This window comes from Dactylosporangium thailandense, from assembly GCF_059739745.1.
In genome coordinates this window covers 11,422,155-11,447,684 of sequence record NZ_AP029195.1, presented here as the reverse complement: position 1 = coordinate 11,447,684, position 25,530 = coordinate 11,422,155, and the positions used below count along the sequence as shown (strand labels likewise).

24 protein-coding genes are annotated in these 25,530 nt (G+C 72.5%); 16 read left to right on the top strand and 8 right to left on the bottom strand.

Going from position 1 to position 25,530, the window contains the following annotated elements:
* Nucleotides 1–17 precede the first annotated feature (17 nt).
* Nucleotides 18–602: an NADPH-dependent FMN reductase gene (locus tag AC6JBM_RS51435; protein WP_497980813.1), complete on the top strand. Its 585-nt coding sequence runs from the start codon at nucleotides 18–20 to the stop codon at nucleotides 600–602.
* A gap of 10 nt (nucleotides 603–612) precedes the next feature.
* Complete coding sequence (locus AC6JBM_RS51430) at nucleotides 613–1,467, top strand: NAD-dependent epimerase/dehydratase family protein (protein ID WP_497980812.1); 855 nt, start codon at nucleotides 613–615, stop codon at nucleotides 1,465–1,467.
* Here the strand turns inward: AC6JBM_RS51430 and AC6JBM_RS51425 are convergent.
* A complete protein-coding gene (locus tag AC6JBM_RS51425; RefSeq protein WP_497980811.1) occupies nucleotides 1,452–2,651 on the bottom strand; it encodes a hypothetical protein in 1,200 nt (399 codons plus the stop codon). The two genes, AC6JBM_RS51430 and AC6JBM_RS51425, sit on opposite strands and share 16 nt — an antisense overlap.
* A 198-nt stretch (nucleotides 2,652–2,849) precedes the next feature.
* Between AC6JBM_RS51425 and AC6JBM_RS51420 the strand changes: the two genes are divergently transcribed.
* The 13 genes from AC6JBM_RS51420 to AC6JBM_RS51360 all read left to right on the top strand — a co-directional run bounded on the left by AC6JBM_RS51420 (nucleotide 2,850) and on the right by AC6JBM_RS51360 (nucleotide 16,982).
* Nucleotides 2,850–4,520 (top strand): GspE/PulE family protein, encoded by a 1,671-nt coding sequence (locus tag AC6JBM_RS51420; protein ID WP_497980810.1) that lies wholly within the window; start codon nucleotides 2,850–2,852, stop codon nucleotides 4,518–4,520.
* A 58-nt stretch (nucleotides 4,521–4,578) separates the two neighbouring features.
* Nucleotides 4,579–5,688 (top strand): type IV pilus twitching motility protein PilT, encoded by a 1,110-nt coding sequence (locus AC6JBM_RS51415; RefSeq protein WP_497980809.1) that lies wholly within the window; start codon nucleotides 4,579–4,581, stop codon nucleotides 5,686–5,688.
* Between the two features lie 23 nt (nucleotides 5,689–5,711).
* Entirely contained in the window at nucleotides 5,712–6,944 is a 1,233-nt protein-coding gene (locus AC6JBM_RS51410; RefSeq protein WP_497980808.1) for a type II secretion system F family protein, read from the top strand.
* Nucleotides 6,945–7,136: 192 nt separating this feature from the next.
* Nucleotides 7,137–7,631, top strand: a complete 495-nt coding sequence (locus tag AC6JBM_RS51405) for a prepilin-type N-terminal cleavage/methylation domain-containing protein (protein WP_497980807.1) — start codon at nucleotides 7,137–7,139, stop codon at nucleotides 7,629–7,631.
* A gap of 83 nt (nucleotides 7,632–7,714) precedes the next feature.
* A complete protein-coding gene (locus tag AC6JBM_RS51400; protein WP_497980806.1) occupies nucleotides 7,715–8,503 on the top strand; it encodes a prepilin peptidase in 789 nt (262 codons plus the stop codon).
* A 50-nt stretch (nucleotides 8,504–8,553) separates the two neighbouring features.
* Entirely contained in the window at nucleotides 8,554–9,576 is a 1,023-nt protein-coding gene (gene pilM, locus AC6JBM_RS51395) for a type IV pilus assembly protein PilM (protein WP_497980805.1), read from the top strand.
* The gene (locus tag AC6JBM_RS51390) at nucleotides 9,573–11,396 is read left to right on the top strand and encodes a hypothetical protein (protein WP_497980804.1); all 1,824 of its coding nucleotides are present in this window, start codon (nucleotides 9,573–9,575) and stop codon (nucleotides 11,394–11,396) included. Before pilM ends, AC6JBM_RS51390 begins: the two co-directional genes overlap by 4 nt.
* Nucleotides 11,396–11,950 carry a hypothetical protein gene (locus AC6JBM_RS51385; protein ID WP_497980803.1) on the top strand — a complete coding sequence of 185 codons (555 nt, stop codon included), beginning with the start codon at nucleotides 11,396–11,398 and terminating at the stop codon, nucleotides 11,948–11,950. The genes AC6JBM_RS51390 and AC6JBM_RS51385 overlap by 1 nt, the downstream gene beginning before the upstream one ends.
* Nucleotides 11,951–11,961: 11 nt before the next feature.
* On the top strand, nucleotides 11,962–13,656 hold the full coding sequence (locus AC6JBM_RS51380; protein ID WP_497980802.1) for a putative Ig domain-containing protein: 1,695 nt from the start codon (nucleotides 11,962–11,964) through the stop codon (nucleotides 13,654–13,656).
* Complete coding sequence (locus tag AC6JBM_RS51375) at nucleotides 13,653–14,291, top strand: hypothetical protein (RefSeq protein WP_497980801.1); 639 nt, start codon at nucleotides 13,653–13,655, stop codon at nucleotides 14,289–14,291. Before AC6JBM_RS51380 ends, AC6JBM_RS51375 begins: the two co-directional genes overlap by 4 nt.
* A 1-nt stretch (nucleotide 14,292) precedes the next feature.
* Entirely contained in the window at nucleotides 14,293–15,807 is a 1,515-nt protein-coding gene (locus AC6JBM_RS51370) for a ricin-type beta-trefoil lectin domain protein (protein WP_497980800.1), read from the top strand.
* Nucleotides 15,808–15,856: 49 nt separating this feature from the next.
* The gene (locus tag AC6JBM_RS51365) at nucleotides 15,857–16,072 is read left to right on the top strand and encodes a hypothetical protein (RefSeq protein ID WP_497980799.1); all 216 of its coding nucleotides are present in this window, start codon (nucleotides 15,857–15,859) and stop codon (nucleotides 16,070–16,072) included.
* Between the two features lie 22 nt (nucleotides 16,073–16,094).
* Entirely contained in the window at nucleotides 16,095–16,982 is an 888-nt protein-coding gene (locus AC6JBM_RS51360) for a methyltransferase domain-containing protein (RefSeq protein WP_350618645.1), read from the top strand.
* On the opposite strand, the gene AC6JBM_RS51355 is transcribed toward AC6JBM_RS51360, so the two are convergent.
* The 4 genes from AC6JBM_RS51355 to AC6JBM_RS51340 all read right to left on the bottom strand — a co-directional run bounded on the left by AC6JBM_RS51355 (nucleotide 16,939) and on the right by AC6JBM_RS51340 (nucleotide 20,088).
* Nucleotides 16,939–17,550, bottom strand: a complete 612-nt coding sequence (locus AC6JBM_RS51355) for a lysoplasmalogenase family protein (RefSeq protein WP_497980798.1) — start codon at nucleotides 17,548–17,550, stop codon at nucleotides 16,939–16,941. The genes AC6JBM_RS51360 and AC6JBM_RS51355 overlap by 44 nt on opposite strands.
* Nucleotides 17,547–18,374: a sterol desaturase family protein gene (locus AC6JBM_RS51350; RefSeq protein ID WP_497980797.1), complete on the bottom strand. Its 828-nt coding sequence runs from the start codon at nucleotides 18,372–18,374 to the stop codon at nucleotides 17,547–17,549. Before AC6JBM_RS51350 ends, AC6JBM_RS51355 begins: the two co-directional genes overlap by 4 nt.
* The gene (locus AC6JBM_RS51345) at nucleotides 18,371–19,078 is read right to left on the bottom strand and encodes a FadR/GntR family transcriptional regulator (protein WP_497980796.1); all 708 of its coding nucleotides are present in this window, start codon (nucleotides 19,076–19,078) and stop codon (nucleotides 18,371–18,373) included. Before AC6JBM_RS51345 ends, AC6JBM_RS51350 begins: the two co-directional genes overlap by 4 nt.
* 188 nt (nucleotides 19,079–19,266) lie before the next feature.
* On the bottom strand, nucleotides 19,267–20,088 hold the full coding sequence (locus AC6JBM_RS51340; protein WP_497980795.1) for a hypothetical protein: 822 nt from the start codon (nucleotides 20,086–20,088) through the stop codon (nucleotides 19,267–19,269).
* 355 nt (nucleotides 20,089–20,443) lie between these two features.
* On the opposite strand from AC6JBM_RS51340, the gene AC6JBM_RS51335 reads away from it, so the two are divergent.
* Nucleotides 20,444–20,920, top strand: a complete 477-nt coding sequence (locus AC6JBM_RS51335; RefSeq protein ID WP_497980794.1) for a hypothetical protein — start codon at nucleotides 20,444–20,446, stop codon at nucleotides 20,918–20,920.
* 255 nt (nucleotides 20,921–21,175) lie between these two features.
* On the opposite strand, the gene AC6JBM_RS51330 is transcribed toward AC6JBM_RS51335, so the two are convergent.
* From AC6JBM_RS51330 to AC6JBM_RS51320, 3 genes are all read right to left on the bottom strand, one after another.
* Nucleotides 21,176–21,814, bottom strand: coding sequence for a hypothetical protein (locus AC6JBM_RS51330; protein WP_497980793.1), 639 nt, complete (start codon nucleotides 21,812–21,814; stop codon nucleotides 21,176–21,178).
* Between the two features lie 151 nt (nucleotides 21,815–21,965).
* Nucleotides 21,966–24,020, bottom strand: coding sequence for a M3 family metallopeptidase (locus tag AC6JBM_RS51325; RefSeq protein ID WP_497980792.1), 2,055 nt, complete (start codon nucleotides 24,018–24,020; stop codon nucleotides 21,966–21,968).
* Between the two features lie 113 nt (nucleotides 24,021–24,133).
* A complete protein-coding gene (locus AC6JBM_RS51320; protein ID WP_497980791.1) occupies nucleotides 24,134–25,498 on the bottom strand; it encodes a citrate synthase in 1,365 nt (454 codons plus the stop codon).
* Between the last annotated feature and the right edge of the window lie 32 nt (nucleotides 25,499–25,530).

The following is a 25,530-nucleotide window of genomic DNA, read 5'->3' as shown; positions in this document are numbered from 1 at the left end:
AGTGTCACGATGATGACATGTCAACAACACAGCCACGCCCCCGCCTCGAGGTCATCGTCGCCAGCACCCGCCCGGGACGGGTGGGCCGGGTGGTCGCCGACTGGTTCATCGCCCAGGCCGGGCAGCACAACGGCTTCGACGTGCACGTCTCCGACCTCGCCGAGCTGAACCTGCCCCTGCTCGACGAGCCGCACCACCCGGCTCTGCGCAACTACACCAAGCAGCACACCAAGGACTGGAGCGCGACGATCGACGCGGCCGACGCCGTGGTGTTCGTGATGCCGGAGTACAACCACAGCTTCAGCGCGCCGCTGAAGAACGCGATCGACTACCTCGTGCACGAGTGGCGCGACAAGCCGGCGGCGTTCGTGAGCTACGGCGGGCTCTCGGCCGGCACCCGCGCCGTCATCGCGCTGCGCCCGGTGGTGAGCATGCTCGGCATGATGGCGATCAACGCGCAGGTCGCGGTGCCCAGCCGCGTGCACGTGACCGCCGAGAAGACGTTCGTGAGCGACCCGGCGCTCGATGCCTCGGCCAAGGCCGTCCTCGACGAGCTGGCCCGGCTGGCCCCCGCCTTCAAGGCGCTGCGGGCCGCGAAGTGACAATCGGGGCATGTCACGGATCGTCGTCACCGGTGCCAACGGCAAGACCGGCCGAGTCGTCGTCGAAGACCTGCTCGCCCACGGCCACGAGGTGCTCGCCACCGACGCCGTGGGCCGGGCCGGCCACCTGAGCGTCCCCGAGCTGGGCGTGCCGCTGCTCGTGGCCGACCTGACCGACTACGGGCAGGCGTTCGAGGCGCTGCAGGGCGCCGACGCGGTGGTACACCTGGCCAACATCCCGGCCCCGGGCATGTATCCGCCCGCGGTCACGTTCAACCGCAACACCGCCATGAACGCCAACGTGTTCCTGGCGGCGCAGGCGGCCGGGCTCGGGCGGGTGGTGTGGTCCTCCAGCGAGACCACGCTCGGGCTGCCCTTCGACACCCCGCCCCGCTACGCGCCGGTCGACGAGGAGCACTTCCCGGTGCCGACCACGACCTACGCGCTGTCCAAGGTCGTGGGCGAGACCCTCGCACGGGAGATCTCGGGCTGGAGCGGCATCCCGTTCGTCGGGCTGCGGCTGTCCAACGTGCACGTGCCCGAGGACTACGCGGCGGTGCCCGGCTACTGGGCCGACCCGCACGCGCGCAAGTGGAACCTCTGGGGCTACGTCGACGCCCGGGACGTGGCCGCGGCCTGCCGGCTGGCGCTCACCGCCGGGGTGCAGGGCGCGACGTCGTACGTCATCGCCGCCGCCGACACCATCATGGACCGGCCCTCGGCCGACCTCATGGGCGAGGTGTTCCCGGACGTGCCGCTCACGAAGGCCCTGCGGGGCCACGAGACCCTGCTCGCGATCGACCGCGCCCGGGAGGTCCTCGGCTACTCCCCCGCCCACTCGTGGCGCGATCACGTCGGGCGCTGATCGCGGGACAACAGCTCCAGCAGCACTGCCAGCGCCGCCGGCGTGTCGAGGGCGGCCCGGACGAGCAGGGTCAGGTTGTGCTGCTCGCCGTCCGGGCTCACCAGCACGCCCGCGGCCGCGGGGTGCACACGCCGCCAGCCGAGCGCGGTCAGCGCTGCCTCCGCCACGACGACGGCCGAGGGCGTCCCGTCGAGCTCCTCGGGCTCGGCGGGCGGCTCGGGCTGGGCCGGCCAGTTCGCCGCCACCAGCTCGTCCAGCCGGGTCAGCAGCACCTCGACCACCTCGGCCGGCCCGAGCGGCGGGCGGCGCAGCAGCGTGGCCACCTGCTCGGTGACCGCCCGGGCCTGCCGGTCCAGCCAGCCCGGCCGGTCCGCGCCCGGCGCGGCGGCGAAGGTGACCCACTGGCCGTTGTCGCGGCGCAGCACGTGCCGGGCCAACTCGCGCTCCTGCTCGGGCGGCAGCGGGCCCAGCTCCAGCGAGTCGGCCACCCGCAGGGCCACGTGCGCCGGGGACAGTGACGCGATCGCCCCGGCCAGGCTCGGGTGGCGGGCCATGAGCCCGAGGCGGGTGTCGTCGTCGAGCGTGGCCACCACCGCGCCCGACCGCACCGCCTCCCGCCAGCCGGCGTGCAGGTCCTGCACCCCGGCGCTGGTGCGCTGCCAGACCTGCTCCTCCACGTCGAAGGCCAGGTCGGCGAACTCGAACGCGGCCAGGTCGGCCTTGACCACGGCCCGGGCCGCGGTGTGCAGGCCGGACGCGGAGCTGGCGGCCTGGTCCGCCGTGCGCTCCAGCGCGGAGGCGAAGTCCCGGGTGACCCGCGCGATCGCCTCGGCCCGCGGCGACGGGACCATGGCGAGCGGGTCGACCGCCTCCTCGTGCAGCGTGCGCAGCCGCACGACCAGGTGGGCGCGGCGATGGTTGACGACGGCGAGCTCGTGCGCGACCAGCGCCCGCACCTCGTCCACCGTCAGGCACTGCAGCAGCGGCAGCCCCACCAGCAGCAGGCGCCGCCGGCGACTGGCCCACGAGCGGATCAGCCCGAAGCCGGTCAGCAGCACGGCGTCGGGCCGCGCCACCCCGACCCGGGCCGCGACCTCGGCGACCAGCGCCAGCAGCTCGGCCTGGGCGCCGGCGGGCACGCCGAGGAACGGCGGCTCCCCCGGCGCGCGGCTGCCGTAGCGCATCAGCAGCCAGCGCGCACGCCAAATGGAGATATTGCCGGGCAATTCGCTTCTGGGTTCTTCCACGACGGCAACCGACACAGCGAAGCATCCTCACGACGGCGCCGGGAGCCGTCAACGAGAGCGGCCCACGCGCCCGGGGTGAAACCCGAAAGTCACCCGGATTGCCGCCGATAAGTCCCGCAGTGACCCGGGGGTGAGATGTACCAGACGTTCAGGCCGCTTCTGGACGCGCTGAAAGAACGCGGAGCCGACGCGCAGGCCGTCGACCGCGCGGCCGAGGAGGCCGAGCGCACCGGCCGTTCGATCCGCGCCGTGCTCATCAACGATCACATCGTCACCGAGGAGCAGCTCACCGAGGCGTCCGCGGACGCCTACGGGATCGCCACCCTCGACCTGGTCGGCTACCCGATCGACCCGGCCGCGGTGACCAAGATCCCGATGGCCCTGGTGCTCAAGCACCGGGTGCTCGGCATCGCCCTGAACGACACCGAGATCACCGTCGGCATCACCGACCCGGGTGACGTGCTCGCCCTGGATGACGTCCGGGCCGCGACGGGGCTCCTGGTGCGCCCGGTCGTCGTCGCGCGCTCCGAGCTGCGCAAGATCATCGACCGGCTCAAGCGCGAGGAGAACGACCTCGGCGAGGTCGCGGAGAGCCTGGCCGCCGAGGCCACGCCGGCCGTGTCGAGCCTGACCGCGGTCAACGAGGACGCGCCGATCGTGCGGTACGTCAACTCCCTGCTCGAGCAGGCGATCGTCAACCGCGCCTCGGACCTGCACCTGGAGCCGGGCGAGCACAACATGCGGGTGCGGTACCGCATCGACGGCGTCCTGCACGAGGTCGACACGGTGCCCAAGCACGTGCAGTCGGCCCTGATCTCGCGACTCAAGATCATGTCGAACGTCGACATCACCGAGCGCCGGGTGCCGCAGAACGGCCGCATCACCGTCGAGATCAACCAGCGCGCGGTCGACCTGCGCACCGCGACCCTGCCGACCGTGTGGGGCGAGAAGATCGTGCTGCGGGTGCTCGACACGAGCGGGATGGACCTGAAGCTGACCAAGCTCGGCTTCAGCAAGGGCAACTACGAGCGCTTCTCGACCTCGTTCAACAAGCCGCACGGGATGCTGCTCGTCACCGGGCCGACGGGCTCGGGCAAGTCGACGACGCTCTACGCGACCCTCGCCGAGATCTCCAAGCCGACCGTCAACATCATCACGGTCGAGGACCCGGTCGAGTACCGTCTCCCGGGCGTCAACCAGGTGCAGGTGGACATCAAGGCGGGCCTGACGTTCGCGGCGGTGCTGCCGGCCATCCTGCGCTCCGACCCCGACGTGGTGCTCATCGGCGAGGTCCGCGACCGCACCACCGCGCAGCTGGCGGTCGAGGCGGCGCTCACCGGCCACCTGGTGCTCTCGACGCTGCACACGAACGACGCGCCGAGCGCGATCACCCGGCTCGTGGAGATGGGCATCGAGCCGTTCCTGGTGGGCTCGTCGGTGGACTGCGTGCTGGCCCAGCGGCTCGCGCGGCGGCTGTGCGACTGGTGCAAGAGCGAGTACGCGCCGAACGAGGCCGAGCTCATCGGCGCCCGCTGGCCCTACGACCTGCTCGGCACGCCGGAGACGCTGTGGCGCCCGGTCGGCTGCCGCTCGTGCGCCAACACCGGCTACCGCGGCCGGATCGCGCTGCACGAGGTCATGCCGGTGACGCCGGACATCGAGAAGCTCGCGATCGACCGCGCCTCGGCGCACGAGATCCAGGCCGTGGCCTACCGCGAGGGCCTGCTCGACCTGCGCGTCGACGGCCTCGCGAAGGCGGCCGAGGGGCAGACCTCCATCCCCGAGGTCGTCCGGGTGGCGGTCTAAGTTCCGGCCCGCTCCGGCCGATCCGGCTGGTGAGGTCCCTTACCCGCGAGGAGCGCCCGTGACCCAGACGATCCCGATTCGCACCGCCACCGCCGACGAGCGGGCCTCTCTGGACGCGATGCTCGTCTCGCTGGTCCGGGTCGGCGGCTCCGACCTGCACCTCACCGTCGGCGCGCCGCCGACCGTGCGGATCAACGGCGGGCTGCGGTACCTGCCCGGCTACGACGACCTCACCCCCGAGGACTGCGCGATGCTGGCCCGGGCGGCGGTCACGAACGAGGGGCAGTGGCACCAGTTCCTGCAGGTGCAGGAGCTCGATTTCGCCTACGCCATCGAGGGCGTCTCGCGCTTCCGCGTGAACCTCTACAACCAGCGCGGCTCGTTCGGCGCGGCCTTCCGGGCCATCCCGCACAACATTAAGCCGCTGGACCAGCTCGGCGTGCCCGAGCAGGTGGCCCGCTTCGCGCACCTGCACCGCGGGCTGGTGCTGGTGACCGGCCCGACGGGCTCGGGCAAGACCACCACCCTCGCGGCGATCCTGGACCTGGCCAACCGCACGCGCTCCTCGCACATCGTGACCATCGAGGACCCGATCGAGTTCCTGCACGAGCACAAGCGCTGCCTGGTCAACCAGCGCGAGGTCGGGGCCGACACCCAGTCCTTCGCCCTCGCGCTCAAGCACGCGCTGCGCCAGGACCCCGACATCATCCTCGTCGGCGAGCTGCGCGACCTCGAGACCACCTCGACGGCGCTCACCGCGGCCGAGACCGGCCACCTGGTGCTGGCCACCCTGCACACGCAGAGCGCGGCGCAGACCGTGGACCGGGTCATCGACATCTTCCCGCCGCACCAGCAGCAGCAGATCCGCGCGCAGCTGTCCAACGCCCTGCAGGGGGTGGTCACGCAGGCGCTCGCGCCACGGGCCGACGGGCAGGGCCGCACCATCGTCACCGAGATCATGTTCGCCACGCCCGCGATCCGCAACCTCATCCGCGAGGGCAAGAACCACCAGATCCCCTCGTTCATGCAGTCCAGCGGCAACGACGGGATGCTCTCGTTCGACCAGCACCTGGCCGAACGGGTCCGCCAGCAGCTCATCACCTACGAGGCGGCGCTGGAGCTGTCCCACTCGGCCGAGGAGTTCCGCCGGCTGGCGGGCCGTCAATGAAAGCGCGTTAGGGGTTCGGACCCATGGTTGCCACGAAGACGTACGAGTACCAGTCGATCGACCACGCCGGAAAGCGCGCCAAGGGCAAGATCGAGGCGTCCAACGAGCTGGCCGCGGCTCAGGCGCTGCGCCAGCAGGGGCTCACCCCGCTCGCCATCACCAGCGCCGACACGCTGATGAAGCGCGAGATCCGCATCCCCGGCCTCGGCGACCGCACGACGCTGAAGGACCTCGGCGTCTTCGCGCGGCAGTTCGCCACGATGACGCAGTCGGGCATGTCGCTGCTGCGTTCCCTCGCGGTGCTGGAGGACCAGGCGGTCAGGCCCTCGCTGAAGAAGGCGCTGACCGAGGTGCGCCTGGACATCGAGGGCGGCACGTCGCTGTCCGGGGCGCTGGGCAAGCACCCGAAGGTGTTCCCGACGCTCATGGTCGCGATGATCCGGGCCGGCGAGACCGGCGGCTTCCTCGACAGCGCGCTGGATCGCATCGCCACCAACTTCGAGAAGGACGCGGCGCTGCGGGGGAAGATCAAGAGCGCGCTGACGTACCCCGTGATCGTGCTCGCCTTCACCGTGGTGATGATCAGCGCGGTCCTGATCTTCATCGTGCCCATCTTCGAGAAGATGTTCAAGCAGCTCGGCGGGGAGCTGCCGCTGCCCACCCGGATCATCGTCACGGCCAGCCACACGCTGTTCTGGCTGGGCCCCCTGCTCGTCGTCGTGGCGATCATCATCACCGTCGCGTTCCGCCAGATCATGGCGGGCAACCCGGCCGTGCGGCTGTGGTTCGACAAGGTGAAGCTCAAGGTCCCGGTCTTCGGCCCGCTGTTCACGAAGATCGCGCTGAGCCGCTTCTCGCGCAACCTCGGCACCCTGCTCGGCGTCGGCGTGCCCGTGCTGCAGGCCCTCGACGTCGTCGGCGCGACCACCGGCAACGCCGTGGTCAGCACCGCGATGGCCGACCTGCAACAGGCCGTTCGGGAGGGCCGCCCCATGTCGTCACAGCTGGGACAGCACAAGATCTTCCCGCCCATGGTGGTGCAAATGGTGGAGGTCGGCGAAGAGAGCGGCCAAATCAGTCAGATGCTCGAAAAGGTTGCCGATTTCTACGACCGAGAGGTCGACAGCGCGGCAGAGGCGCTGACCGCGTCCATCGAGCCGATCATGGTGCTCGTCATGGGCGGCGTGGTCGGCGGCATGATCGTCTGCCTGTACCTGCCGATGTTCTCGATCTACCAGAACATCCAGAGCAACTGATCGATCTGCAGGCCGTCAGCCGCGCACCAGCGAACCCAGCGCTACTGGACGGCAACGGAACGCGCAACGCCGGCGCACCAACGAGTTCCGTTACTGAGATCACCACCGCAACACACCACCCGCACGCAACCGGCGCCAGGCAGCGGAGCCTCGCCGCCACCACCCGTACACCCCAGGAGCAGGAGGCTCTCCATGACCCAGACGCTGCGCAGGATGCAGAAGAAGCGTGCCGCCGGCGACGGCGGGTTCACGCTCGTCGAGCTACTCGTCGTCGTCGTGATCATCGGCGTGCTCGTCGCGATCGCGGTGCCGATGTACCTCAACTACCGCAAGGGCGCCGCCAACAAGTCGGCCGAGTCCGACGTGCGCGCCGCGGTCAGCGCCGTGGAGCAGTTCTACACGGAGAACAACAACACCTACCCGTTCGACGGCACCAGCACCGCGGACAAGCTCATCTTCGGCACCACGGGCAGTGGCGCCACCGCTACCGGTGGTACGCAGCAGACGGCCACGCTGTCGCCGGGCAACAGCATGCAGTACAAGAACAATGGCGCCTCCTACCGCATCTGCGGCGTGAACTCCGACGGCAAGACGATCTACGTCTACGACTCGTCCGTCGGCGGCTCGGTCAAGAAGGCGACCGCCCAGGCCGACCTCGGCGCCTGCATCGCCAGCGCCACCCCGTAGGACCGTCCGCGACGGCGGCCCGCCCCGGCCGACCCGGGTGCGGGCCGCCGCCGACCCACCCCGCCCGAGAAGGGAGACCCGCCGTGGCGTTCGTCCTGGTCGTCGTCGGCGTCTTCGGCCTCGCGGTCGGCTCGTTCCTCAACGTCGTCATCCACCGCGTCCCCCGCGGCGAGTCGCTCCTGCGCCCGGCCTCGCACTGTCCACAGTGCACGAACCCGGTGCGCCCCTGGCACAACGTCCCGGTCCTGGGCTGGCTCGCGCTGCGCGGCCGGTGCGCGGACTGCAAGGCCCCGATCAGCATCCGGTACCCCCTGGTCGAGCTCGGCACCGCCCTGCTGTTCGTCGCCGTGGCCGCCCGGCTGGGCGACGGCACGCTCCTGGTGCTGCCGGCCTGGCTCTACCTCGCCGCGATCGCCGTGGCCCTCGCGCTCATCGACCTCGACGTGCTGCGCCTGCCCAACGCGATCGTGCTCCCCTCCTACCTCGTCGCCCCGCTGCTGTTCCTGCCCGCCGTCATCGTCGAGCGCGACTGGGCCGCGGCCCTGCGCGGGCTGTGCGCGATGGCCGCGCTGTGGGCCTTCTACTTCCTGCTGGCCCTGGTGTACCCGGGCGGCATGGGCTTCGGCGACGTGAAGCTCGCCGGCGTGCTCGGCCTCTACCTCGGCTCGCTGGGCTGGTCCTCGGTCGCCGTCGGCACGCTCGCCGCGTTCGTCCTCGGCGGCGCCGCGGGCCTCGCGCTCATGGCCTTCGGGCGCGCCGGGCGCAAGACCGCCCTGCCGTTCGGCCCGGCGATGCTGGCCGGCGCGCTGCTGGCGCTGTTCGCCGCCGCGCCGATCACCGACTGGTACACGAACCTGCTGGTTCCCGCGTAAGCCCTGACTCGTCCGCACGCACCGGGCGGGGACCTTCTCGAAGGAGCACGATGGCCGCAGTCAACCTGATCGGGCTGGACATCGGCACGGTGTCCATCCGTGCGGCGGAGACCAGCAACAGCAAGGACGGGCCGGTCATCAGCAACTTCGGCCACATCCTGGTGCCGCCCGGGGCCGTGCAGAACGGCGCGGTCCAGGACGAGCCCGCCGTCACCGCGGCGCTGAAGCAGCTGTGGTCGACGTTCAAGTTCCGCAGCCGCAAGGTCGCGCTCGGCGTCACCCACCAGCAGATCGTGGTCCGCGAGACGACGGTGGCCAACCTGCCGGCCAAGGAGATGCGCCGGGCACTGCCGTTCCAGGTGCGCGACGCGCTGCCGCTGCCGCCGGAGCGCTCGCTCATCGACTTCTACCCGCTGCAGGAGGCCGCCGGCGACACGGTCCGCGGGCTGCTCATCGCCGCGCCCAAGGAGCCCGTGATGGCCGCGATCCGCGCCATCGAGGCGGCCAAGCTGCACGTGGAGCGGGTGGACCTGGCCTCCTTCGCGCTGCTGCGGGCCGCGTCGCGCCTCGACGAGCAGGTCGAGGCGCTGGTCGACATCGGCGCCCACGCGACCAGCGTGGTCGTGCACCACGACGGCGAGCCGCTCATCGTGCGCACCATCCCCCGCGGGGGCAACGAGATCACCAAGACCGTGGCCGACCGGCTCGACCTGCCGCTGCAGGAGGCCGAGGACCTCAAGTGCCGCGTGGGGCTGCGCCCGGACACCGACCCGGCCAGCGGCGCCGCCCTGCGCGAGTCGGTGCGCCCGCTGATCAACGAGATCGGCAGCTCGTTCGCGTACCTCACCGCTGGCGGCCGCCAGGCCCGCGTGAGCCGGCTGGCCCTCTCCGGCGGCGGGGCCATGCTGCCCGGCCTGCTCGACGCGCTGCACGACCAGCTCGGCGTCGAGGTCATCGCCATCGACCCGGTGATGCGGGTGCGCGGGCTGCGCCGCGTGCGCCACGGCAGCCTGGAGCAGGTGCGCGCCTCCGCCGCGATCTCGGTCGGCCTGACCCTGGGGGCGTCGTCGTGAGCGAGCCGGTCTGGAAGCGGGAGGCGGGGTGGAACGAGCCCGGCTGGCAGGAGCCCGAGCGGCGCCTGACCGGCATCGTGCTGCCCTCCTTCGAGGACCCCGCCGAGGCCGATGACCTCGACGAGTTCGAGCGCGACCGCCGCGCCCGCACGGCCGCCGACGAGCTCAAACACGACCGCCACGCCCGCACGGCCGCCGACGAGTTCGAGCGCGACCGCCGCGCCCGCACGGCCGCCGACGAGCTCAAACACGACCGCCACGCCCGCACGGCCGCCGACGAGCTCGAGCACGACCGCCGCGCCCGCACGGCCGCCGACGAGCTCAAACACGACCGCCACGCCCACACGGCCGCCGACGAGCTCGCCGGTCCCCCGGTGCCCGTCGTGCCCGCCGGTCCGCCCCCGGCCTGGCCGCCGGCCGCCACCGAGCAGGAGCGGGCGCCGGCCCCGGCCGCGCCGCGGCGCGAGTTCCCGCGGTTCATCCACGGCGAGTTCGTGCTGCCGGCCGGCGACCCCGCCCAGGCCGAGACCGCGACCCTCGCGCCACCGGCCCCGTCCGGCGGGTTCGATCCGCTCACCGCGCCCGTCGACGTGCTGGAGGCGCACACGCACGCGTCGGCCGCGCCCGAGGGCCTGCGCACCGCCCTGCCCTCGTGGGGCATGCCGGCCGCGCCTCCCCCACCACCGCCCGCGGCCGAGCGCTGGGAGCGCACGCCGACCCTCGACATCCCCGACGAGCCCGCCGAACCGCCGGCTCCCCTGCCGCCGGTGCCAATGCCGGTCGAGACGGTGGCCGAGCCGACCTGGGAGCCCGTGGTCGAGCCGGCCGCGGCGCGGACGGCCCCGATCCCCGCCGTCGAGGAGCCCACCGCACCCGTGCCCGTCGTGCCGGCCGCGGCCACCGAGCCCTTGCCCGCCGTGCCACCCAGGGCCACCGCGCCGCAGCCCGCCGTGCCGGCCGCGGCCACCGAGCCCTTGCCCGCCGTGCCACCCAGGGCCACCGCGCCGCAGCCCGCCGTGCCGCCCGCGGCCACCGCGCCGCAGCCCGCCGTGCCGCCCGCGGCCACCGCGCCGCAGCCTGCTGTAGCCGCCGAGGCCACCACGGGCCCGGCGGCGCGCAAGGGGCCGTGGGACGGGACGCCGCACCCGGCGTTCCCGGACGCGACCGCGCGCACGTTCCGCATCCAGCCCATCGCGGCCGACCTGCTGCCGCTGGAGATCTCCGAGACCCGGCACGTGCGCCGCGTGCGCCGCCTGGTCATCTCCGGCGTCGTGCTGGTCGCGGCGCTGGTCGTGGGCTGGTACGGCGTCACGGTGCACGAGCACACCCAGGCCGGCGAAGACCGGCAGAGCATCCTCGACACCAGCCAGGATCTGACGCGGCAGAAGCACAAGCAGTACGACGAGCTGACCCGCGTCCAGGCGGACTCCGGCAAGATCGACGAGCGGCTCAAGAAGGTGCTCGACTACGACCTGTCCTGGTCGAAGATGCTCGCCTCGCTGCGCACCACCGCGGCCGTGAAGAACGTCACGCTCAGCGGCATCACCGCGTCGCTGAACCAGGAGTCGCTGGCCGGGCAGAACACGGGCGACATCGTCGGCACCGTCACGCTGACCGGCAAGGCGCCGACGAAGGCGGCCGTCGCCGCGTACGTGGACGCGCTCACCGGCGTCTCCGGCGTGACCAACCCGTTCCCGTCGGACGCGACGCAGGAGAACGACGGGGTGTCGTTCACCATCCGCGTCGACATCACCCGGGCCGCGCTCGGCGGCCGGTTCACCAGTGCCGCGCCGTCGGCGAGCCCCACCGGGAGCAAGTGATGCGACACGATCGGCTGTGGCTGCTCGGCGGCGCGTTCTTCGCGCTCGTCGTGGTCGCGTTCGGCTTCCTGTTCTTCATCCGCCCGGAGCAGCAGGACACCGACACCATCCGGACCGACGCCGCCGACGCTCAGCTGAAGGTGGACCAGCAGCGGCGCGAGCTGGCGACGCTGGCCAAGCAGCACGAGCACATCGAGGAGTTCAAGGCCGCGCTGGCCAAGGACCAGGCGGCGCTGCCCGACGCCGACCGGGCCTCGGACTTCCTGCGCGAGCTGCAGTCGGCCGGCGAGCTGACCGGCGTGACCGTCAGCGGCGTCTCGGTCGGCTCCGCCGTGGACCTCAAGACCCTGGTGGGCTTCGAGGTGTACGCGCTGCCGGTGAGCCTCACCGTGGCCGGCCCGACGGGCAAGATCAACCCCTTCCTCGACCAACTGCAGGTGGCCCAGCCCCGGGCGGTGCTCATCAGCAGCATCAACGTCGCCCCGACGAGCACGGGCAGCGACAAGTCCAACGTCACGATCAACCTCCAGGCGTTCTACGCCCCGCTGAGCTAGCAGGCAGACCGATGAAGCTCCCCCGCGACGGTTCCGTGCCGCACCCCCGCGACGGCGGGTTCAGCCTGGTCGAGACGCTCACCTCGATCGCCATCATGGGCGTGGTGATGACGGCGCTGACCACGTTCTTCGTGTCCACGACCAACACCATCAACAAGGAACGCGGCCTGCAGATGGCCATCCGGCTGGCCAGCGACGGCATCGAGCTGGTCAAGTCGCTGCCCGGCTCGACCCTCGCGGTCGGGCGCAGCGCCAAGGACATCGCCACGCAGCTGAGCACCGACGTCGTGCCCAACCTCGACCTCGGCTCGCTCGCCACGACGATGTCGATGGTGTCGGACCCGACGCTGCCGGCCGGCGCGAGCAGCCTCAACCCGGTGCTGCCGGTCGTGCCCGAGCAGCTGACCGTCAACGACGCCGTCTTCAAGCGGCACTGGTTCCTCGGCAGCTGCGTGATGGACCCGAAGCTCGGCTCGGGCGCGCCCTGCCTGCTGTCGGCGGGCATCCCCAACCCGCTCTCCTTCTTCCGGGTCGTCGTGGCCATCACCTGGCAGAACTCCCGGGCCTGCGCCGGCGGGCAGTGCTCGTACATCACCGACACCCTCGTCGCCTCGTCCACCGTCGACCCGGTGTTCAACCCGAGCGTCACGGTCGCCCCGCCGCTGCCGGACAACCCCGGCAACCAGGCCAGCGACCTGAACGTCGCGGCGCTGCCGGTGCGGCTGACCGCGAGCAGCTCCTACCCGCCGCTCACCTGGTCCGCGGAGGGCCTGCCGCCGGGCATCACCATCAACGACGCCGGGCTGATGAGCGGCACCCCGACCGCGGCCGGCACCTACGTGGTCCGCGTCATCGTCAAGGACAACGCGAGCACGAACGACGCCTCGTTCAACTGGGTGGTGAACCCGCTGCCGAAGCTCGTGGTGGCGGACCAGACCTTCGACGCGGGATCGGCGGTGGCGTTCCAGGTGCCGCTGCCCGGCGGCACGCCGAAGCTGGCCTGGACGGCGACCGGGCTGCCGGCCGGCCTGTCGATCGACCCGCTCACCGGGATCGTCAAGGGCACCACGACCGCCTCCGGCGCCGCCGCGGTCGCGAACGTGACCGTCGGCGTCACCGACTCCTTCGGCCAGAAGTCCTCGGCGACGTTCAAGTGGCACACCAAGGTCGCGGTGCAGTACCCCAACGCCTCGACGCCGATCGCGCTGACCAAGGACGTGGCGTACAGCGGCTCGGTGGTCGCGGCCGGCGGCTCGGGCGGCTACACGTTCTCGTCGCCGAACATGCCCCCCGGGCTCTCGATGAGCGCCGCGGGCCTGGTCACGGGGAAGATCACGAGCGGCACGCGGTACCTCGTGACCGTCAACGTCAAGGACAGCAACGGCGTCACGAACTCGACCGTCGTGCCGGTCAACGTGACCGTCCCGTCCGGGCTGAAGATCACCACGCCGGCCCTGACCGCGCCGGACAAGTCGAGCCCGAAGGGCACGGCGCTCACCTACAACCCGGTGGCGACGGGCGGCACCACGCCGTACACCTGGACCGCCTCGGCCGTCACGAACCTGCCGACCGGCCTCTCGCTGAACACGACCACCGGCGCCGTCACCGGCACCCCGAGCGCGCAGGGCGCCTGGGTCGTGGTCCTCACCGTGACGGACAAGACCGGCGCCACCTCCTCGTTCGCCTTCACCTGGACGATCACATGAGCCTGATGCGACGCATCCGCCGGGCCGCGCGCCCGGGCGACGACCGCGGGGTGACGCTCGCCGAGCTGGCGGTCACGACCGGGATCATGTCGCTGGTCATGGCCATCTTCACGACAGGCGTCGTGCAGCTGTTCCAGGCCGGCAACAAGAACGAGCTCGTCGCGATGACCCAGGCGCAGCTCAACAACGCGTTCCTGCGCCTGGACCGGGAGCTGCGCTACGCGGCCGGCTTCGGGCCGATCCGGCCCCCCGACGCCGCCGGCAACGTGTTCGTCGAGTACGTCAACACCGGCACGGCCAGCGGCACGCCCGAGTGCGCGCAGCTGGAGCTCTACCGGGCGGCCGGAACGCTGCGCCGGCAGGTGTGGCCGACCGGGCAGAAGCCGCAGAACAAGTGGGCGGTGCTGGCCTCCAACGTCCTCATCGCCCCGCCGTTGTCCGCGGAGACCAAGAGCACCTTCACGATCATCGCGCCGACCGAGAACACCGCGTTCCAGCGGCTGCGGATCCTGCTCATCGTGCAGTCCAACCCGGGCCGCGGGCAGACCACGGCGAACACCGACCTGACGTTCACCGCGCTGAACAGCAAGGCGAGCACGGACCCGAACACGATCTGCCCGGAAGCGAGGCTCTGACATGCTCCGGAGGATGCTGCGGGCGCTGCGGCGCGACGACGGGTCGCTGCCGCTGGCGATGATGCTCACGCTGGTCGGCACCTCGCTGTCGACGCTCATGGTGCCGATCGTCATCACCCAGCTGCGCGACACCGCCGAGACGGTCGAGCGGGCCAAGGCGCTGCACGCCGCGCAGGCCGGGATCGACGTGGTGCTCGGCAGCATCCGCGCCTCCGCGGGCACGATCGCCAACCTGCTGTGCCTGCCGGCCGCCGACCCGCTGCTGGGCACCGTCGGCGGCGGGCTGCCGGGGCGGTACAAGGTCTCCGTCGTCTTCCAGGACTCGAGCAAGACCGCGCTGCCGTGCGCGACCCGGGCCGGGCACCTCGTCAGCGTGCCCTCGTTCGCGGTGATCACGGCGACCGGCACGGCCAAGGGCAACCCGGGCCAGGCGTTCGAGCCGGCCGCCTCGCGCACGCTGAACGCCACCTACGTGTTCCGCTTCACCAACGAGAACATCGAGGGCGGCCTGGTCAAGTTCTACGGCGGCGCGTACTGCCTCGACGCGGGCTCCGGCTCGCCGGCCGTCGGCACGAACGTGACCACGCAGCCGTGCAGCACCGGCAGCGCGCGGCAGACGTTCGCGTACACCAAGAACCTGACGCTGCAGCTGGTCTCCTCGAAGACCTCGGCCAACCCGCTGGGCATGTGCCTGGACTCGGGCGACAGCCCGGTCTCGGGGACCCTGGTGGCGTTCCAGGTGTGCGGGTCGCCGACGATCCCGTACTACCAGCGCTGGAGCATCAACGACAGCTCCAACTTCCAGAGCACCGCGTCCAACGGCTCGAGCCTCGGCAGCTTCTGCTTCCACGCCAAGTCCGGCAGCACGCCGGGCGCGTTCGTGGAGCTGATCGCGTGCGGCGGCGCCGCGGACAACACGCGCACGTTCGCGCCCGAGGCGTCCGTCGGCGCCGGGGCGGCCGGGCCGCCCTACCAGATCGTCAACTTCAAGCAGTTCGGCCGGTGCATCGACGTCACGAACTTCGACATCACGGTCGGGTACATCATCGTGTGGCCGTGCAAGCAGGCGCCGAACCCGCTCAACGTCGGCTGGAACCAGCGGTGGAACATCCCCACGACCGGCACCGGGCTCGGCAGCATCACCGGGCAGATCTGGACGTACGACAGCTCCAAGACGAAGCAGAACGTGTGCATGACGACCGCCGAGCCGGGGGCCGCCTCGTACTTCGTGACGATGAAGGCGTGCCCGGCCACGACCGACCCGGGCACGCTGTGGACGGTGTCGTACCAGGAGAAGACGTACGGCGCGAGCTATGTCATCAAGGACCACAACGGCAAGTGCCTGACCCCGACGAACCTCGACGACCCGAAGCTGCCCGCGTCCGACATCTTCAAGGGCAGCACCACGGTGAGCAAGCTGATCGTGGCCGCGTGCGACGGCTCGAAGCTGCAGAAGTGGAACGCGCCGGCCAACATCGAGGACCCGACGCCCCTGAAGAACATCGGGGAAAAGTAGGGGCATCGTCCCGGATGGCTTCTCGTCCGCCCGGGGCGAAGGTCTTCTCATGGGCCTCACGGTGAAGGTGGCCGCGATCGTGGCGGTCACGGCGATGGCAATGGTGCTGACCGGGCACAACCGCCTGCTCGACGTGGTCGCCGGGGCGGTGCTGGCCGGGCCGGTCTGGTTCCTCGTGCGCGGGCGGCGCCGGCGGTCGCGGCGGCTGCGCGGATACGCGGGCTGGGACGGGCTGGACCTGCACAAAACCGACAACGCTGCGTAGTGCTCGCGACTACCCTGTGCGCATGGAGCACCTCAGCACCGAGTACACGGGGTTCCCCGCCGACATCATCCCGCTGCAGTACCAGGCGCTGCTGCTCACCGACGAGCGCCGCATGCGGGCCTTCGCCGACGCGATCGCCCGGACCGTACGGCCGGGGATGCGGGTGCTCGACCTCGGCGCGGGCACCGGGGTGCTCAGCTACTTCGCCGCCCGCGCGGGCGCGGTCGTGACCGCGATCGAGCGCGAGCCGCGGGTCTACGCCGCCGCCCGGGCCGCGCTGCGGGCCGCGACCGGCGACGCGGTGCGCATCCTGCACGCCGACGCCCGCGACTACCTGCCCGACGAGCCCGTGGACCTGGTGATGTGCGAGATGCTGCACGTCGGGCTGCTGCGGGAGCGCCAGATCGAGGTGCTGGCCGCGTTCAAGCGACGCTACCTGCACCACGTCGGCGGGCCGCTGCCCCGGTTCCTGCCCGAGGCCTGCGTGCAGGCGGTCCAGCCGGTCGAGCAGGACTTCACATACATGGGGTACACGGTGCCGGCGCCGGTGTTCCAGCTGCCGGAGAGCGTCCAGCCGCGCACGGTGGAGGCCGCGCCGCCGCAGGTGTTCCAGCAGTTCTTCTACTCCGAGCCGCTGCCGGCCCGGTGCGCGGCCGACCTGACGTTCGTGGCCGAGCGGCCGGCCGTGGTCAACGCGGTCCGGCTCGTCACGAAGAACCTCCTGACCCTGCTGTACGAGCCGGCCGGCAGCGTCGACTGGACCATGAACTACCTCGTGGTGCCGGTGAGCGAGCCGGTCGAGGTGCTCACCGGCGACGAGGTGCGGGTGCGGTTCGAGTACTCCCCCGGCGACGAGATCCCCGCCCTCACCGACGTGCTGCGGGTCTCGGTTCCGGCGCACGCGCACTGACCGCCGCGGCCGTGACGATGAGGTACAGCGCGGCCGCGTAGGTCGCCATCACCACGAGGTCCCGCCCGGGGAAGTCCAGCCCGGCCGCGCCGACGCCGATGAGCAGGTCGGACACCAGGAACAGCGCGCCGCCGAGGCCGGTGCGGGCGCACACGCCGGTCGCGGCGCAGGCCATGGCGGCCAGGGCGAGGCTGTACCCCAGGATCGGGCCCCGCAGCCCGCCGAGCTGGCCCCAGAGGGCGGCGTTGACGCCCACCCAGAGCACCGCGTACCCGGCGATGGCGAGCGCTCGGGGCCGGCCGCTGCGCAGGAACCCGGTGAGCAGGGCGATCTGGGTGCCGAGGAACGCGGCCATGCCCAGCAGGAACGTGAGCTTTCCCGGGATCAGCAGCACGATGTCGCCGATGGTCGCGAAGACCAGCGCCGTCGCGATCGGGCCGCGCTTGTGGAGGTACCACAGCAGCAGCGGCGCGATGAGGGGCTTGGCGATCCACTGCAGGAGGTGCTGGTCCGTGGCGACGCCGATCAGCTCGACGGCGACGGCCAGCCAGAAGAGCTTCAGCTTCACGTCGACGGCTGCCAGCCGGGGCGGCCGAACACGAAGCGGAGCCGGTCGCTCCAGCGGGTCGCGCGGCGGACGTCGGACCAGATGGCCGCGTACTCGTGGGTGGCGACCCGCAGCGGGTTGTAGGTGGCGATGTTCTTCGTCAGGCCGTACGTGACCGGGGCGCGCTCGGGCTCGAAGGTGCCGAAGATCCGGTCCCAGACGATGAGGATGCCGCCGTAGTTGCGGTCGAGGTACTCCCGGTTGGCGCCGTGGTGCACGCGGTGGTGCGACGGGGTGTTGAAGACCCACTCGATCGGCGCCCAGAGCCGGTTCACCCGCTCGCTGTGCAGGAAGAACTGGTACGCCAGGCTGATCGACTGCTGCAGGAAGACCATCCACGGCGGGATGCCCAGCAGCGGCAGGAACAGCCAGAAGGGCGTGGCGGTCATCGGGGTCCAGCTCTGGCGCAGCGCGGTGCTGAGGTTGAAGAACACGCTCGAGTGGTGCACCACGTGCCCGGCCCAGAACACGCGGACCTCGTGGTGCAGGCGGTGGAACCAGTAGTACGCGAGGTCGTCGGCGAGGAAGAGCACCGCCCACGTCCACGGGCTGTGCGGGTCCATCCGCAGCGGGGTCAGCACGTAGAGCCCGGCGAAGGCGACCGCGACGAGGAGCTTCCAGGGCACGCCGATGATCTGGCTGCCCAGGCCCATCGACAGGCTGGTGGCGGTGTCGCGGACCTCGTAGCCCCGCTCCTCGTCGTCGGGGAGGAAGCGGTACGAGACCGCCTCCATGACAATCAGCAGCAGGAACGCCGGCACGGCGTACAGCACGGCGGGGATCATGCGGCGATTCCTCCCTTCTTCCGAATCGGGGCGTTGAGCAGCGTCTCGGCCTGGCGCTGGGCGGCGGCGCCGTCGCCGGCGTCGATGCACTCGCCGAGGCGGCGGTGCCCGGCGATGTCGAGCAGCTCGGCGGTCCGGTGGGCGGCGGGGACCCGGCCGACGGCGAGCGCGCCGCCGACGAGACTGTTGAAGGCGAGCAGGTAGGCGGTGTTGCCGCTGCCGAGCAGGATCGCCCGCCACAGCGCGATGTTCGCGGCGCCCATGCGCTCGAGGTCGGGGGCCTCCTGCGCGTACGCCTCGATCGCCGCCCCCACCGCGGCCTTGTCCGCCGCGGTGCCACGCCGCGCACACAGCCGCGCGGCGTCGGCCCCGAGGCAGGCCCGCATCTCGAGCACGTCGCGGACCAGGTGCTCGACGGGGAGGCGATCCTGGGCACCGGCGGCCATCGCGAGGTCGAGGCCGGCGTGCTCGCGCCAGTCCAGGACTCTCGTGGCGCCGCCCTGGGCCACCCGCACCAGGCCGAGCTGCTGGAGCCTGCGCAGCGCCTCGCGCACCGCGTGCCGGTTGACCTCGAAGACGGCGGCGAGGTCGCGTTCGCTGGGCAGGCTGGCGTCGGGCTGGTAGTCACCGGCGAGGATGGCGTCGCGGAGCTGAGCGAAGACGTGGTCGGAGACCGAGACACGGGCGGCCGGGACGAACTCCATGCCCCGGGAGTCTGCCACTCATCAACTGGTTGGACCAGTGCTGGTTTTGCCTGGATTATTCGGGTTTGCGGGATCTTTGGGGGCTTTCTGATCCGGCTTTCTGCCGGGGTTCGTGGCTTGGTCGCTCTTGGCGGTCGGTGCCGGTTGCGGCGGGGCGATGCCGTGGCTTGATTGCGTGGGCCGTGCATTCATCGCGCCGGAGGAAAATCGCCTGGCGCAGGGGCGAGCCAGGGCTCTTCACGGCCGGTTGGGTGCGATTGTCTGGAAGGTGCCGTTGTGCCGCGGCAGCATGGCCGGCCGCCGAAACTGGGCCGCGCGGGCGCGGGCAGCGCGGGCGCGGACCGGGGCGGTGCGGGCGCGGACCGCGGCGGTGCGGACGCGGGCAGCGCGGACGCGGGCAGCGCGGGCAGCGCGGACGCGGGCAGCGCGGGCAGCGCGGGCGCGGGCAGCGCGGACGCGGGCAGCGCGGGCAGCGCGGACGCGGGCAGCGCGGGCAGCGCGGACGCGGGCAGCGCGGGCAGCGCGGACGCGGGCAGCGCGGGCAGCGCGGACGCGGGCAGCGCGGACGCGGGCAGCGCGGGCAGCGCGGGCGCGGGCAGCGCGGGCGCGGGCAGCGCGGACGCGGGCAGCGCGGACGCGGGCAGCGCGGACGCGGGCAGCGCGGGCAGCGCGGGCGCGGGCAGCGCGGGCGCGGGCAGCGCGGACGCGGGCAGCGCGGACGCGGGCAGCGCGGACGCGGGCAGCGCGGACGCGGGCAGCGCGGACGCGGGCAGCGCGGACGCGGGCAGCGCGGACGCGGGCAGCGCGGACGCGGGCAGCGCGGGCGGCGCGGGCAGCGCGGGCGCGGGCAGCGCGGGCGCGGGCAGCGCGGGCGGCGCGGGCAGCGCGGGCGGCGCGGGCAGCGCGGGCGCGGGCAGCGCGGGCGCGGGCAGCGCGGGCGCGGGCAGCGCGGGCGGCGCGGGCAGCGCGGGCGCGGGCAGCGCGGGCGCGGACTGGGTCGGTGCGAGCACAGAGGCGGAGGCGGGCGCGGACGCGACCTGCGTGGGCGTGGGTGGCGTCAGCGTGGGCGGCACAGGCGCGAGCTGCGCGGACGGGGACGGGGACGGCGGCGTGGGCCTGGACGCGGGCTCGTCCGGCGCGGACACAGGTGCGGAAACGGGCGGCGCGGAAACGGGCGGCGCGGAAACGGGCGGCGCGGAAACGGGCGGCGCGGACGTGGACGCAGGCGGCGTCGGCGCCGTGGACACGGACCTGGGTGGGCGCGAGAGGCGCGGAGGCCGAAGTGGGCGCGCGCGAGCGGCGCGAACGTGGCATGGGCGGCACGGGGCGAGCGACGCGGACACAGGCGGCGCGGACACAGGCGGCGTGGACACGGACCGGGGCGGTGCGGGCACGGAGGCGGGCGTGGGCGGCGTGGACCCGACCTGCGTGGGCGTGGGCGGCGTGGACCCGACCTGCGTGGGCGTGGGCGGCGTGGACCCGACCTGCGTGGGCGTGGGCGGCGTGGACGCGACCTGCGTGGGCGTGGGCGGCGTGGACCCGACCTGCGTGGGCGTGGGCGGCGTGGACGCGACCCGCGTGGGCGTGGGCGGCGTGGACGCGACTTGCGTGGGCGTGGGCGGCGTGGGCCTGGACGCGGGCTCGGCCGGCGCGGACACAGGTGCGGAAACGGGCGGCGCGGACACGGGTGCAGACGCGGACGGCGTGGGCGGGAGCAGCGCCGGCGGGAGCAGCGCCGGCGGGAGCGGCGTGGGCGGCGCCGGTGTGGGTGGTTCGGCCGTGGGTGTCGCTGGGCCGTGGATGCGGCGGAGCTTCTCCGCGTGCCGTCTCGCCAAGCCGTAATCACGCCGCCGTTGTTGTTCCCGGCGGAATTCGTCCTTCCCCGGCCACCAATTCTGCGCCTTCGTCCGATCGCGCATGGCAGCCAATTCCCGCGAGCTGAACAATTGCATCTGCCCCACGGTAAAATTATCTCAGAACACTACCCGAACCACGATCAACGCAAGCATACCCGCGCACATGGTGAAAACATTCTTCTGCAGGTCACACCATGACGACTGGCGCCACGGAAAGGGGGGGGCCGACGCCGTAAAAGGGTCAGTCGCCCGCAGTGAGTTCGTCGACGATTTTCTGGGCGTTGGTCGCGTGCTTCGCGTAGGCGCTCGCGAAGGCGCTGCGCTGCACGGCCTGGGCCGCGTTCGTGACGCTCATTTTCTCCCAGCCGCCGACCTTCTGCAGTTTCGTGTAGAACTTGGCGGACGCGAAGGCCGGGTCCATGAGCTGCTCCGGTGTGCCCCAGATGCTCACCCGCTGCTGGAAGATTCCCACCGAATCGTAATTCGTCCCGGTTCCCTCGTGCGGGAGCTTCATCGACGCGGGGACCTTTGGGTTCGCCAGGTTCTTCAGGTACGTCTCCTGCAGCGCCGTCGCGATTGCCACGACCATCGCTCGCTCCGGCAGGCCCATCTGCCTGGCCACCTCGACGACGATGTAGGCGTTGTTGGTCTGGGCCTGGGTCAAGCCTGCCACCGGCTTCGGCACCAGCGGCTGGCCCGGCAGGGCGGCCTGGGCCGCGCCGCGGGCCGCGTTGGCGCGGGCGTGGGTCTCGTAGAACTTCGCGGAGTCGAAGCTCGTGTCGTCCGCGACCGGAGCCGGCGGCTGCGCCGGGAAGATCGCCCACGACACACCGACACTGATCAACGAAGCGACGAGGCTGATCGCGGCGAGGAGCACCATTCTGCTCAGATGCAGACGGCGACCGGCCGCGCGCCTACGCCGGGGGGTGGCGCCACGCACCGCGACAGCTTACGAACGTGGCGCCCGTACCGAAAGGCGGGATCCGCCTCCTTTAACAAAACCTAAGGAATCCGAGAATCTTCACGCTGCGTCATGACTTCGCGTCGCCGAGCAGCCCACGGCGCCTGAGCAGCGGTTCGATGAGCGGGTCGCGGCCGCGGAAGGCGCGGTACACCTCCATCGAGTCGGCGCTGCCACCCCGCGCCAGGAGCCCGTCACGGAACGCGTCGCCGCTGTCGCGGCGCAGGCCCCCGCGCTCGGTCAGCCAGTCGACGGTGTCGGCGTCGAGGACCTCGCTCCAGATGTACGAGTAGTAACCGGCGCTGTACGCGGCCCCGCTGAAGATGTGCGCGAAGTAGGGCGTGCGGTAGCGGGGCGGTACGAACGGCGTCACCACCCCGGCCCGCTCCAGGGCCGCGGCCTCGAAGGCCACGACGTCGGTGACGGCCGCGGCCGCCTCCACGTCCAGCGTGTGCCACGCGAGGTCGAGCAGGGTCGCCGCGAGGTACTCCACCGTCGCGAACCCCTTGTTGAACTGCTCGGCCGCCTGGAGCCGGTCCACGACCTCCTGCGGGAGGCGGTCGCCGGTGACGTGGTGGCGGGCGTAGTGCTCGAGCACCTCCGGCCAGAGCATCCACACCTCGTTGACCTGCGACGGGTACTCCACGAAGTCCCGCGGCACCCGCGTGCCCGCGAACTTCGGATACTGCACCGACGAGAACAGCGTGTGCAGCGCGTGCCCGAACTCGTGGAACAGGGTGCGCACCTCGTCGAGGGTGAGCAGCGTCGGCTCGCCCTCCGGCGCCCGGTTCACGTTGAGGTTGTTGCACACGACCGGGGACGTGCCGAACAGCCGCGCCTGCGGCACCAGCGCGTTCGCCCAGGCCCCGCCGCGCTTGGACGCGCGGGTGAAGAAGTCGCCGATGTAGAGCCCGAGCGGGCTCCCGTCGTGATCGAAGACCTCGAAGACGCGGGCATCCGGATGGTACGCGTGCAGGTCCGGCCGCTCGGTGAAGCGCAGCCCGTACAGCTGCCCCGCGGCGAAGAAGACCCCGTCGTGCAGGACGCGCTCGAGCTCGAAGTACGGCCGCAGCTCGCTCTCGTCGATCGCGTAGCGCTCGCGGCGGAGGCGCTCGGTGTAGTACGCCCAGTCCCAGGGTTGCAGCGTGAACTCGTCGCCGATGACGGCCTGCAGGTCGTCGGCCTCGGTGGCGGCGTTGGCCATCGCCGCCGGGACGAGCTTGGCGAGCATCTCCTCGACCGCGGTCACCGAGCGCGCGGTGTTGTCGGAGATGTTGTAGGCGGCGTGGTTGTCGTAGCCCAGCAGCCGGGCCCGCTCGGCCCGCAGCCGCACGATGCGCAGCACCAGCCCGGTGGTGTCGTTGGCGCCGCCCGCACCGCGGCCGACGGAGGCGGCGTGCAGGCGCTCGCGCAGGGCCCGGTCGTGCAGGGCGGCCAGCGGCGGCTGGGAGGTGGGCAGGACGAGGTTGAGCGCGTACTGCCCGTCGAGGCCCCGGTCCTTGCCCGCGACCGCCGCGGCGGCCACGGCGTCGGCGGACAGCCCGTCCAGGGCCGCCTCGTCCTCGACGATCACGGCCCGGGCCTTCATGTCGTCGCGCACCAGGTTGCCGAAGTCGGTGGCGAGCCCGGCCAGCTCGGCGTTGATCTCGCGCAGGCGCTCGTGCTGGGCCTCGGACAGCTCGGCGCCGGCCCGCACGAACTCGGTGCGGTAGCGCTCCAGCAGCCAGGCGCCCTCGGCGTCGAGGCCGAGCTCGTCGCGCCGCTCGTACAGGTCCTTGACGCGCGCGTAGAGCCCTGGATCGAGCATGATGGCGTCGCTGTGGGCCGACAGCCGCGGTACGACATCGGCTTCGATCTCCTGCAGCCGGTCCGACGTGTGCGAGCTCGTCAGCGTGAAGAACGCGGCCGAGACGCGCTGGAGGATCCGCCCCGAGCGCTCCAGGGCCACCAGGGTGTTGTCGAACGTCGGCGGGGCCGGGTCGGCGGCGATGGCGGCGACCTCGGCGCGCTGCTCCCGCATGCCCCGCTCGAAGGCCGGCGGGTAGTGCTCGACCTCGATGCGGTCGAAGGGCGGCAGCTGATACGGCAGGTCGCTCGGCGCGAAGAACGGGTTGTCCGTGGTCACCTACCGACTGTATCGACCCGCCCCCCGATATCCGCACCCCTTGCTCGCCTGCACGGCGCAAGAAGGGTGCCGAACCGGCCACGCCGCCCGGCGCGAGAAGCGTGCCGGGGCGGTCAGGCCAGCGGCCCCGTGTAGGCGGCGCGCAGCCGCAGCCGGGTGGGGTTCGCGTACTCCTCCATCGCGTGGGCGAGCCACCCGGCCGTGCGCGCCACGCCGAAGATCGCCTCGCCGGCGCCGCGGGGCATGCCGGCCAGGTGGGTGAGCACGCCGAGCGGGAAGTCGATGTTCATGGCGGGCAGGGCGCGGCGGCGGGCCTCCTCCAGCACCGCCTCGGCGACGGCGAGGCGCGGGTAGCCCGGCACCGCGGCGCGGATCCGGTCCATGAGCGCGTCGCCGCGGGCGTCGCCGGCGCGGTACACCGCGTGCCCGAAGCCGGCGACGCGCTCGCCCCGCCGCAGCCGCTCCCCCATCGCCTGCGCGGCGCGCTCCGGCTCGGTGATCTCGGCGAGCAGGGACTCGACGCCGAGGGACGCGCCGCCGTGCAGGGCCCCGCTGACGGTGCCGAGGCCGGTGGTGACGACGGCGTACGGGTCGGCGCGCACCGAAGCCGCGACGCGGGCCGCGAGCGTGGACGCGGCGAGCTCGTGGTCGGCGAGCAGCACGAGCGCGAATCGCAGGACGTCGGCCAGGCCCTCCTCGGCCCGGGCGGCGCCGAGCTTGTGCCACAGCCGCGTGTGCAGGCCCCGGTCGCGGCCCTTGCGGGAGTTTGGACGGGAGGTTTGACGGGAGCTTGGGCCGGGGCCGGGCAGCGCGTCGACCATGCCGGCCATGAGCCCCTTGCCGGTCTGCGCGACGGCGGCCGGGTCCAGGTTGTGCCGCACGGGGTCGGCCGCGGCGAGCGCGGTGACGATGACCTGGAGCCGCTCGAGCGGCAGCACGTCGCCGGACAGCCCGCGCTGGGCCTCCTGGGCCGCGGCGAGCGCGCCGGGCGCGGCCTCCCAGTCGCCGGACAGCCCACGCCGGACCTCCCGAGCTGCGGCGAGCGCGCCGGGCCCGGCCTGCTGGGCCATGGCGAGCGCGCCGGGCGCGGCGTCCCAGGAGCCGACGGCCGCTGCGGCGAGCGCGCCGGGCGCGGCGTCCCAGGAACCGGCGGCCGCGGGTTCGGCCCCGGTCCACAGCCAGAGCGCGGTCTCCTCCAGGCGCCACGTCGCGGCGAGGGCGATCGCCTCGCGGCCGCGGTAGTAGTGCCGGTCCTCGCCGAGCATGGTGATGGCCGACTCGATGACGAGCTCGGTGGCGCCGGCCTGGCGCCGCGGCCGGCCCCGGCGGGCCAGCTCCTCGATCTCGGCGCGGTTGAACACGCTGCGGCCCTCGTGCTTGCGGCGGGTCAGGGTGCCGCGGCTGACGTACGCGTACAGCGTCGCGGGCTTGACGCCCAGCCGGTCGGCCGCCTCTTCGGCACTCATCCACTCGCTCACGCACGACGACGTTACTATGTTGATTTTCGTCA